Here is a 9754-nt window from a genome sequence, read left to right on the forward strand (position 1 = left end):
CACCCCGCGCCTGACCGGACGGTGCGCGGCCACCGCGCGGAGGTGTCCGCGCCTCAGGGGAGTCTGATGAGCCGCCGCTCGACCGCGGCCGTCACGGCGGCGGTGCGGGTGTCCACGCCCAGCTTGCTGTAGACGTGCACCAGGTGCGTCTTGACCGTCGCCTCGGTGATGAACAGCCGCCTGGCGATCTCCCGGTTGCCCGCGCCGCTCGCCAGCAGTTCCAGGATCTCGACCTCGCGTGCGCTCAGCGCCGTGCCCGGATCGCGCATGCGCCGCATCATCCGGGTCGCCACCTTGGCGGACAGCACCGTCTCGCCCCTGGCGGCGGCCCGGATTCCCTGGAACAACTCCTCCGGCGGGCAGGCCTTGAGCAGATAGCCGGTGGCCCCCGCGTCCACGGCCCGCATGATGTCCGCGTCGCTCTCGTACGTCGTGAGGACCAGGACCTGCGGCGGCGAGGGCAGCTCGCGGATGCGCCTGGTGGCCTCCACCCCGTCGATGCCGTCACCGAGCTGCAGGTCCATGAGCACGACGTCCGGCGTCCGCACGGTGATCGCGCGCAGTGCCTCCTCCCCGCCGGGGGCCTCGCCGACGACGTCGATGTCGTGCTCGCCGCTGAGCAGCGCCACCAGCCCGGCCCGGACCACCGGGTGGTCGTCCACCAGGAACAGCCTCATCGTTCGTCCACCTCACCTGCCGGGTCGCCGCCGCCGGGCCATGCGGCGGGCACTCCGGCCGGGATGTCGCCGCCGGGCCATGCGGTGGGGACCCTGGCCGCGATGGCCGTGCCCTCGCCGGGGACGCTCTCGACGGCCAGCGTCCCGCCCACCTCCGCCAGTCTGTCGCGCATGGTCCGCAGTCCGTATCCCCGTCCCGTGGCGGGCGTCGGCTCCGCGAAGCCGGCGCCGTCGTCGAACACGTCCAGCGTCACCTCGTCGTCGAGGTAGGACAGGGTCACCGTGGCCGTCGCCGCGCCCGCGTGGTCGCGGACGTTGGCCAGCGCTCCCTGCGCCACCCGGAGCAGCGCCGCCTGCGCACCCGGCTCCAGGGGGTACTGCTCGCCCTCCTGGCGGAAGCGGACCCGCGGGCCGGCCTCCTCATGGGCGCTGTCGCAGAGCCGGGCGAGCGCCTCCGGCAGCGAGCCGTCCACCAGACCGGCGGGCTGCAGGTCCCGGACGAACCGCCGGGCCTCGTCGAGGTTCTCCGCGGCGGCCGCGGCGGCGCGGCGTACGTGGGAGCGGGCCAGCTCCGGGTCGGCCGCCCACATGCGGTCGGCGGCCTGCAGAAGGATGCCCATGCTGGTCAGCCCCTGGGCGATGGTGTCGTGGATCTCCCTGGCCAGCCGCTCGCGCTCCTCCAGGACGCCCGTCCGGTGCCGGGATTCGGCCAGCGTGCCCCGGGTGCGGATGAGGTCGTCGATGAGGACCTGCCGGGCGGCGCTCTCCCGCTGGAGCTCCCAGAAGATCACGGCCGTCATCGTCGCGACGCCGATGGGCGCGAGGACCAGGCTCACGTCGAGCTCCTGGGCGATCTCCAGCTGGGCCGCGATCACCACGAGCGTGAGCGCCGCGGCGGCGACGGCGACCCCGCGCGCGTTCAGCAGGCGCAGGCACACGAAGAGCAGGGGGACGGCGCACCAGCTGAACGACGGCGCGAGGACCACCAGCACGAGCCAGACGGCCGCCACGCCGGCGAGCCAGACGAGGCGCCCGCGCCCGAGGCGGTTCCACAGGACGACGCCGATCGCGTAGGCCAGGGCGAGGGCGCCGCACACGGCCAGCGCCGCGACGGTCCGCGGGGCCGGGCCGTGCCGCGACACCAGTCGCAGGGCCGACGCCGCGAGCAGCAGGTAGAACCCCGCGTGCATCGCACGGTTGAGCCAGGTGCGCTCTCTCATCACTCTCCCTGTCCGGCTCGCTCCGAAGGTACCCGCTGACGGAGCCTGCCCCCTCCCGGGTCAGCAGCGGATCAACCGATCGGTTGATCCCGGGCTCGTCCGCTTGTCGTCCGGGCACCGTCCGGGCGCACGATGACCGCCGGTGGCGGCGGCAGCAGGGTTGAGCGTGCTGATTCCACCACGTTCACCTGGAGAGACAATGATCGGTTCCGCCCGCGCCCGCCTGCTCGCCATCCTGGCCGGCACCCTCACCGTCACCGCCGCCGTCACCACGGCCACAGCCGCCTCCGCCGCTCAGGCCGCTCCCGGTGAGAGCGCCGTCGTCCAGACGCCTGTGCTCTCCGCCGACGCGGCCCTGGAGATCGCTGACGCGGCGATGAAGGAGGCCGTCAAGCGGAAGCAGCGCGTCACGGTGGTGATCGTCGACCGGTCCGGGGCGACCCGGCTCGTGCTGAAGGGAGACGGCGCGGGCCCGCAGACGGAGGAGTCGGCCAGGCGCAAGGCCTTCACCGCGGTGTCCTTCGGCAGGACGACCGGTGAGCTGGGCAAGGGCCTGACCGGAACGGGCCCGACCATCGCCGACATCCCCGGCACCCTCTTCCTCGGCGGCGGCGTCCCCGTCGCCTCGGGCGGTGCTCCCGTCGCGGGCATCGGCGTGGGCGGAGCGCCCGGTGGAGACATCGACGAGGCCATCGCCCAGGCCGGTCTCAAGGCCGTCGCCGGCAGGCTCGGCTGAGACGCACGCGCGGGCGGCGGGGGAGCGGCGTCCCCGGGGTCACGACGCGTCGTAGCGCACGCGGGAGGCGGCCACGTAGGCGCGGTGCTGCTCGGCCCAGGTGATGAGCTCGGCGACCTGGGCCGAGAGCGTCTGCCCGACCGGGGTCAGGGCGTAGTCGACGCGTGGCGGCGAGGTGGGGGTGACGGTCCGTTCGACGAGGCCGTCACGCTCCAGGCTGCGCAGGGTGAGGGTGAGCATCCGCTGGGAGATGCCGTCGACGGCGCGCTGCAGCTCGGAGTAGCGTCTGGGGCCGGCGCCGAGCAGGTGCATCACCAGCACGCTCCACTTGTCGCCGACCCGGTCGAGGATGTCGCGCAGCTGACAGGTGGGGTGGTTTTCGCCGACCGGCTCGCGCACATCGGTGTGCCTTGCGCGGGTCGAAGTGCCTTCTTCCGCCATGACGGCATTCTGGACCAGACTCATCGCACGCACAAGAAGTAACCAACGCACACAAAGTGCTGTTGCGATGAGTGGAATCGGAGTGATCACTATGCGTGCCATGGCTTTCACCGGCTTCGGCGCCGACCTGCGGGCCGCCGACCTGCCCGTGCCCGAGCCCGGTCCCGGCGAAGTGCTCGTCCGGGTGCTGACCTCCTCGGTCAACGGCTTCGACCTCGGCGTCCTCGGCGGCTATCTCCAGGGCGTGTACGCCTACGAGTTTCCCGTCGTGCTCGGCAAGGACTTCGCCGGCACCGTGGCGGCCGTCGGCGCGGACGTGACCGGCCTGACCCCGGGTGACGGCGTGTTCGGCGTGGTCATGCGGCCGACCCTGGGGCAGGGCGGCTTCGCCGAATACGTGGCGGTGAGCGAGCGGTACGGCCTGGCCAGGATTCCCGACGGGCTCGACCCGCTTCGCGCGGGAGTGCTGGGACTGGCCGGCACCGCCGCGCTCGACGCCGTCGACGCCGTCGCCCCGGCACCGGGGGAGACCGTCCTGATCTCGGGTGCGACCGGCGGCGTGGGGGCGTTCGCCGTCCAACTGGCCGCGGCGCGCGGCGCCCGGGTGATCGCCACGGCCCGGCCCGGAGCCGAAGCCGCCTTCGTCACCGCCCTGGGCGCCACCTGGGCCGTGGACCGCACCGACCTGCCGGCGCGGGTGCGCGCGATCGCACCCGGCGGGGTGGACGCCGTGCTGCACCTGGCGGGCGACGGCCCGGCCCTCACGGCCCTGCTGGCCGACGGCGGGCGGCTGGCCTCCACCCTTCACTACGTCCCGGAGGAGTCCGGCCGGGACATCAAGGCCACGGCGGTGATGGCCGACCCCGATCCGGCGACCCTCGCCCGGCTCGCCGCCGACGCGGTCGAAGGACGCCTGCGTGTGCCGGTGGCACGCTCCTACCCGCTCGCCGAGGCGCCGCGCGCGCTCGACGACTTCACCGCCGGAGCCGTCGGCAAGCTCGCCGTCACGATCTGACGAGACGTCTCCGACCGCTTGTCCGCGCCTGCGTCGAGCCGCGACACAGGCGCCGGCAGCAGGGGTGCCACAGTCCTGGGTCGGAGGGCCGTCCGGCGACCAGACGGGCGCCGTGCGTCGAGGTGAACGGTCGCGACGTCGCCATACAGTTGCCCAACATCCAATACATGCGTATAGGATGCTGGTCATGCGACCAATATCGGAAGAGGACCTCACGGCGCGCGCCCGTATCCGCGATGTCGCGATGGCCCTCTTCGCCGAGCAAGGAGTCAAAGCCACCACGATCCGGGGGATCGCCGAGGCGGCCGGAGTCTCGCCCGGCCTGGTGCAGCACCACTTCGGCACCAAGGAGCAGCTGAGGCAGGCCTGCGACGCCCACGTCCTCAGCTACTTGCGCGAGCAGGTCAGCGCGGGCGTCACCGGCAACGAGCTGGAGAAGCCGGAATTCGTCGAGAACGTCCACCGGACCGCGCCGCCGCTGATGAAGTACCTCGGCCGGGCCCTCGTGGACGGCTCGCCCGAAGCCGCCGCCATGTTCGACGAGCTCGTGCGCGTGACGGAGGAGAGCCTGGCCCGCGGTGACCACTCCGAGGCCGACCACCGCGCCCGCGCGACCGTGCTGACGGCGATGAAGCTGGGCATCACCGTGCTGCACGAGCACGTGTCCCGCGCGCTCGGCACGGACCTGTACGCCCCGCAAGGGGCGCTGCGCGTGGGCAAGGCGCAGCTCGACCTGATGAGGCCGGAATTCCTCGGCCGCGAACTGTTCGAGCGGGCACGCTCGGGCCTGGAGAAATACGAGGGACGACAGTGAACGCCGCGGTGCGCACGGACGGCCTGGTCAAGACCTTCGGCCAGGCCAGGGCCCTGGACGGGCTCGACCTCACCGTCAAGACCGGAGAGGTGCACGGATTCCTCGGCCCCAACGGCGCCGGCAAGACCACCACCATCCGCATCCTGCTGGGCCAGATGCGCGCCGACGGCGGCCGGGTCGAGCTGCTCGGCGGCGATCCCTGGCAGGACGCCACAGAGCTGCACCGAAGGCTCGCCTACGTGCCCGGTGACGTCACGCTGTGGCCGTCGCTGACCGGCGGCGAGGTCATCGACCTCCTGGGCAGGGTGCGCGGCGGCCTCGACCCCCGGCGGCGCGCCGAGCTGTTAGAGCGCTTCGAACTCGACCCGCGCAAGAAGTGCCGCACCTACTCCAAGGGCAACCGGCAGAAGGTGGCGCTGGTGGCCGCCTTCGCCTCCGACGTGGAGCTGCTGGTGCTCGACGAGCCCACCTCGGGCCTCGACCCGCTGATGGAGACGCTCTTCAACGAGTGCGTCCTGCAGGAGAAGCGCGACGGCCGCACCGTGCTGCTGTCCAGCCACATCCTGTCGGAGGTGGAGGCGTTGTGCGACCGCGTGAGCATCATCCGCGCCGGCCGTACGGTCGAGACGGGCACCCTGGCCGACCTGCGCCACCTCACCCGCACCTCGGTGCGAGCGGAGCTGATCGGGCCCGCGCCCGGCCTGGCGGCGCTGCCCGGCGTGCACGACCTCGCCGTGGACGGCGCCCGGCTGCGCTGCCAGGTGGACGGTGACGCGCTCACGCCGGTGCTGGCCGAGCTGGCCCGGGCCGGGGTGCGCACGCTCACCACCCAGCCCCCGACGCTGGAGGAGCTGTTCCTGCGCCACTACGAAGGAGCCGCGAGATGACCGGCACCTGGACCCTCATCCGGCTCATCCTCCGCAGGGACCGCGTGCCGCTCCTGGTGTGGATCGCGATCAGCGCGGCGCTGCCGGCCGCCATCGCCTCCTCCACCACGGCCCTGTACCCCGATCAGGCCGCCCGCGACTCCTTCGCGGCGGCCTCCATGAGCAACCCCGCCCAGCTGGCGACCCGCGGCCCGATCTACGACGCGAGCGTCGGCGGCCTGACCGCCTGGACGCTCGGCTCGTCCCTCGCACTGGTCGGCGGGCTGGTCAGCGTCCTGATGATGATCAGGCACACCAGAGGCGAGGAGGAGACCGGCCGGCGCGAACTGCTCGCCTCGGGCGTGGTCGGCCGCCACGCCCCGCTGGCCGCCGCACTCGCGGTCGTGCTCACCGCCAACCTGCTGCTGGGGCTCCTCGCGGTGCCCGCCCTGGTCGGCAACGGCCTGCCCGCCGGCTCCTCCCTGCTGTTCGGGCTCTCCGTCGCCGCGGGCGGCTGGGCCTTCACGGCCGTGGCAGCAGTCACCGCGCAGCTCACCGCCGGATCCGCCGCGGCACGCGGCATCGCGCTGGCCGCCGGCGGCCTGCTGTTCGCGCTCCGCTCGCTGGCCGACGCCGGTGGCGTCGCGTGGGCGGCGTGGCTCACGCCGTTCGGCTGGGTCCGGCTGACCATGCCCTACGCCGGAGACCGGTGGTGGGTGCTGGGGCTGATCGCGGTGTTCGTCGCCGCTCTGGCCGCCGCCGCGTTCGCGCTGTCCACCAGGCGCGACGTGGCCGGCGGCCTGGTCTCCGCCCGCCCGGGACCCGCCACCGGCACGCTGCCGGGCGCGTTCGGCCTGGCCGCACGCCTGCACCGGGGCACGCTGGCGGGCTTCGCGATCGGATTCGGCCTGATGGGCGTGCTGCTCGGTGTGGCGGCGCGCGGGCTGGACACCCAGCTGGACACGCCGCAGTTCCGCGAGCTGGCCGCGACCGTCGGCGGCGCGGACGCCCGCATCTCGGAGGTGTTCTTCACCTTCGTGATGTACGTGTTCAGCCAGCTCGTCGCCGCGGCGGCGCTGGTGTCGGCCCTGCGGGCCCGCGGCGAGGAGGCGGCGGGCCGGGCGGAGCTGCTGCTGTCCACCCCGGTCGGCCGGCTGCGCTGGGGGCTGAGCCACCTGGTGTTCGCCGTCGCGGGCCCCGCGGTGCTGCTGACCGCGCTCGGAGCGGCGGCGGGGCTCAGCTACGGCGGCGACACCGTCCGCGTCATCGTGGCCACGCTGGCCTACCTGCCCGCCGTCTGGACCGTCGTCGGGATCGCGACCCTGCTGTTCGGCGTGCTGCCCCGGCAGGCGACCGCCGTGAGCTGGACCGTGCTCGGTCTCGTCCTGCTCGTGGACCTGCTGGCGGAGTTCAAGCTGGCCGGCGGGCTCGTCCTGGAGCTGTCGCCGTTCGTGCACGTGCCGGCGATGCTGCTGGGTGGTGCCGCGTCGCCGGCGCCGCCGCTGCTCGGGCTGACCGCGGTGGCGGCGGCCCTGGCCGGGGCGGGGATGTGGTTCCTGCGCCGCCGCGACCTGGCGCCTTCCGCCTGAAGCCGCGGTCGAACCGGCTTCCCGCCGTCCGGTCCCCGGCCAGTACAGTGCGTGGGTGGCGAACCTGAGGGAACGGATCCTGGCCGAGCTCGGCGTCGCGGCGGCCATCGTCCCCAAGGTCGAGCTGCGGCGACGGGTCGACTTCCTCAAGGACTACCTGCGGTCGACCCCGGCCAAGGGCTACGTGCTCGGGATCAGCGGCGGTCAGGACAGCACGCTGGCCGGCAGGTTGTGCCAGCTCGCCGCCGAGGAGCTGCGCGCCGAGGGACACGAGGCCGTCTTCGTCGCGGTGCGGCTGCCCTACGGCGTGCAGGCCGACGAGAGCGACGCGCGGATCGCGCTGGAGTTCGTCCGGCCCGACCGGGTGGTCGAGGTGAACGTCAAGCCGGGCGCGGACGCCGTCGCCGCCGACACCGCGCTCGGCCTGCGGGAGCTGCTGGGTGGTGAGCCGAGGCTGCGCGACTTCGTACGCGGCAACATCAAGGCCCGCGAGCGCATGGTGATCCAGTACTCGATCGCCGGGCAGCTGAGCCTGCTCGTCGTGGGCACCGACCACGCGGCCGAGGCGGTGACCGGCTTCTTCACCAAGTACGGCGACGGCGGCGCCGACGTCACTCCGCTGACCGGACTGACCAAGCGCCAGGGCGCCGCCCTGTTGCAGGAACTGGGCGCACCGCCGAGTGCCTGGGAGAAGGTGCCCACCGCCGATTTGGAGGACGACCGGCCGGCGCTGCCCGACGAGGTGGCGCTCGGCCTGAGGTACACCGAGATCGACGACTACCTGGAAGGCGTGGACGTCACGCCGGAGCTGGCGGCGAAGGTCGAGTCGGTCTACCTCGCGACCCGGCACAAGCGGGCCCTTCCGGTGACCCCGCTCGACGACTGGTGGCGTTGATCCCGGTGGCCCCCGGCCGGTTTGCGTTCGAGCGCGCTCGAAGCCCTAGCGTCTGCGCCATGACGACACAGACCTGGATCATCACCGGCGCGTCCCGCGGTTTCGGACGCGCGTTGGCGCAGACGGCACTCGCGGCGGGCGACAACGTGGTAGCGGCCGTGCGGCGGCCCGACAGTGTGGCCGACCTGGAGACCGAGTACCCGGGCACCTGCCTGGTCGCGACGTTCGACGCCCGCGACACCGCCGTGGGCGCGCGCCTCGTGCGCGACACCGTCGACCGGTTCGGCCGGCTCGACGTGCTCGTCAACAACGCGGGACGGGCGGTGGTCGGCGCGGTCGAAGAGGTCGGCGACGAGCAGCTGCGCGAGCTGATGGACCTGCACCTGTTCGGCCCTGCCGCGCTCGTCCGCGCGGCGCTGCCCGGCATGCGCGCGCAGGGCGCCGGGACGATCGTGCAGATGAGCAGCCAGGCCGGGCGGATGTCGTTTCCCGGCGTGTCGACGTACGCCGCGTCCAAGTTCGCCCTCGAAGGCTGGTCCGAGGCCCTGGCCGGGGAGGTCGCGCCGTTCGGGATCCGCGTGATGATCGTCGAGCCGAGCCGGTTCCGGACCGGTTTCAACGGGGCCGACGTGCTGGAGTTCGCCGAGGCGTCCGAGACCTACCGTGACCTGCTCGCCGCCGTCCGCGCGGACATGGCCGGCACCGACGGCCGCCAGGAGGGCGACCCCGAGCGGGCGGCCGAGATCATCGTGTCCCTGGTGCACGGCGACGAGGTGCCGCTGCGGCTGCCGCTCGGGCGCGAGGCCGTCGAGCGGATCTCGGGCGTCTACCGGCGTGGGCTCGACGAGGTGGAGCGGTGGGCGGAGACGGCCCGCAGCGCCGACTTCGAGGGTGTCCCGGCATCGGTCCGGCCGATCTAGGCTGGCGTCATGGCCACCGACGACCTGATGACCCGGGCACTCGAGACGCTCGCGGAGGACGACCTGCCGTCGGTCGAGGCGATCCACCGCCTCACGGACCTGGCCGGCGTGCCCGAGTCGATGACGATCGCCGAGGTGGCCGACGTCCTCGACATCTCGCCCCACACGCTGCGCTACTACGAGCGGGCCGGGCTGGTCGAGGTGGCCCGTGACGGCAACGGCCACCGCGTCTACGACGCCGGGGCGGTGCGGCGCCTGGTGTTCCTGACCCGGATGCGGCTGTCCGGCATGCCGATGCGCGACCTGCAGCACTACGTCTCGCTCGTCGACGCCGGTGAGCACACGGCGCCCGAGCGGCTCGACATGCTGCTCGAACATCGCGACACCATCCGCCGCCGGATCCGCGAGCTGACCCTCTCGCTCACGGCGGTCGAGTTCAAGATCGCCACTTACGGGGGCTCGACCGGGCCGGACGCACGGCCTCCCGGCGCCGCCACGGGCGCGTAGGCCACCTTCCCGCGCCACCACCGGCGCGTAGGCCACCTTCCCGCGCCACCACCGGCGCGTAGGCCACCTTCCCG

General features: G+C 73.4%; 11 protein-coding genes. 8 read left to right on the forward strand and 3 right to left on the reverse strand.

Annotated elements, in window-relative coordinates; genetic code table 11:
- Positions 1-53 precede the first annotated feature (53 nt).
- Entirely contained in the window at positions 54-677 is a 624-nt protein-coding gene (locus CXR44_RS34195; protein ID WP_101790296.1) for a response regulator, read from the reverse strand.
- A complete protein-coding gene (locus tag CXR44_RS34200; protein WP_101790297.1) occupies positions 674-1897 on the reverse strand; it encodes a sensor histidine kinase in 1224 nt (407 codons plus the stop codon). The genes CXR44_RS34195 and CXR44_RS34200 overlap by 4 nt, the downstream gene beginning before the upstream one ends.
- 199 nt (positions 1898-2096) lie before the next feature.
- Between CXR44_RS34200 and CXR44_RS34205 the strand changes: the two genes are divergently transcribed.
- Entirely contained in the window at positions 2097-2633 is a 537-nt protein-coding gene (locus CXR44_RS34205) for a GlcG/HbpS family heme-binding protein (RefSeq protein WP_101790298.1), read from the forward strand.
- Positions 2634-2672: 39 nt separating this feature from the next.
- Here the strand turns inward: CXR44_RS34205 and CXR44_RS34210 are convergent, their stop codons facing one another.
- On the reverse strand, positions 2673-3074 hold the full coding sequence (locus tag CXR44_RS34210) for a winged helix-turn-helix transcriptional regulator (RefSeq protein ID WP_219602178.1): 402 nt from the start codon (positions 3072-3074) through the stop codon (positions 2673-2675).
- Positions 3075-3174: 100 nt separating this feature from the next.
- Between CXR44_RS34210 and CXR44_RS34215 the strand changes: the two genes are divergently transcribed.
- The 7 genes from CXR44_RS34215 to CXR44_RS34245 all read left to right on the forward strand — a co-directional run bounded on the left by CXR44_RS34215 (position 3175) and on the right by CXR44_RS34245 (position 9680).
- Positions 3175-4089 carry an NADP-dependent oxidoreductase gene (locus CXR44_RS34215; RefSeq protein ID WP_219602179.1) on the forward strand — a complete coding sequence of 305 codons (915 nt, stop codon included), beginning with the start codon at positions 3175-3177 and terminating at the stop codon, positions 4087-4089.
- A gap of 187 nt (positions 4090-4276) precedes the next feature.
- Complete coding sequence (locus tag CXR44_RS34220) at positions 4277-4903, forward strand: TetR/AcrR family transcriptional regulator (protein WP_180903842.1); 627 nt, start codon at positions 4277-4279, stop codon at positions 4901-4903.
- Positions 4900-5790, forward strand: a complete 891-nt coding sequence (locus CXR44_RS34225) for an ABC transporter ATP-binding protein (RefSeq protein WP_101790302.1) — start codon at positions 4900-4902, stop codon at positions 5788-5790. Before CXR44_RS34220 ends, CXR44_RS34225 begins: the two co-directional genes overlap by 4 nt.
- Positions 5787-7358, forward strand: a complete 1572-nt coding sequence (locus CXR44_RS34230; RefSeq protein ID WP_101790303.1) for an ABC transporter permease — start codon at positions 5787-5789, stop codon at positions 7356-7358. Before CXR44_RS34225 ends, CXR44_RS34230 begins: the two co-directional genes overlap by 4 nt.
- A 55-nt stretch (positions 7359-7413) precedes the next feature.
- The gene (gene nadE, locus CXR44_RS34235; protein ID WP_101790304.1) at positions 7414-8253 is read left to right on the forward strand and encodes an ammonia-dependent NAD(+) synthetase; all 840 of its coding nucleotides are present in this window, start codon (positions 7414-7416) and stop codon (positions 8251-8253) included.
- Positions 8254-8312: 59 nt separating this feature from the next.
- Positions 8313-9173, forward strand: a complete 861-nt coding sequence (locus tag CXR44_RS34240) for an SDR family NAD(P)-dependent oxidoreductase (protein ID WP_101790305.1) — start codon at positions 8313-8315, stop codon at positions 9171-9173.
- 9 nt (positions 9174-9182) lie between these two features.
- Complete coding sequence (locus CXR44_RS34245) at positions 9183-9680, forward strand: MerR family transcriptional regulator (RefSeq protein ID WP_101790306.1); 498 nt, start codon at positions 9183-9185, stop codon at positions 9678-9680.
- The last annotated feature ends 74 nt before the right edge of the window (positions 9681-9754 follow it).

The sequence above is a fragment of the Nonomuraea indica genome, from assembly GCF_002850745.1.
GTDB classification, from domain to species: domain Bacteria; phylum Actinomycetota; class Actinomycetes; order Streptosporangiales; family Streptosporangiaceae; genus Nonomuraea; species Nonomuraea indica.

Coding starts and splice junctions, on each gene's coding strand:
- CXR44_RS34195 (WP_101790296.1), bottom strand. CDS start 677: ATGAGGCTGTTCCTGGTGGACGACCACCCGGTGGTCCGGGCCGGGCTG.
- CXR44_RS34200 (WP_101790297.1), bottom strand. CDS start 1,897: ATGAGAGAGCGCACCTGGCTCAACCGTGCGATGCACGCGGGGTTCTAC.
- CXR44_RS34205 (WP_101790298.1), top strand. CDS start 2,097: ATGATCGGTTCCGCCCGCGCCCGCCTGCTCGCCATCCTGGCCGGCACC.
- CXR44_RS34210 (WP_219602178.1), bottom strand. CDS start 3,074: ATGGCGGAAGAAGGCACTTCGACCCGCGCAAGGCACACCGATGTGCGC.
- CXR44_RS34215 (WP_219602179.1), top strand. CDS start 3,175: ATGGCTTTCACCGGCTTCGGCGCCGACCTGCGGGCCGCCGACCTGCCC.
- CXR44_RS34220 (WP_180903842.1), top strand. CDS start 4,277: ATGCGACCAATATCGGAAGAGGACCTCACGGCGCGCGCCCGTATCCGC.
- CXR44_RS34230 (WP_101790303.1), top strand. CDS start 5,787: ATGACCGGCACCTGGACCCTCATCCGGCTCATCCTCCGCAGGGACCGC.
- CXR44_RS34240 (WP_101790305.1), top strand. CDS start 8,313: ATGACGACACAGACCTGGATCATCACCGGCGCGTCCCGCGGTTTCGGA.
- CXR44_RS34245 (WP_101790306.1), top strand. CDS start 9,183: ATGGCCACCGACGACCTGATGACCCGGGCACTCGAGACGCTCGCGGAG.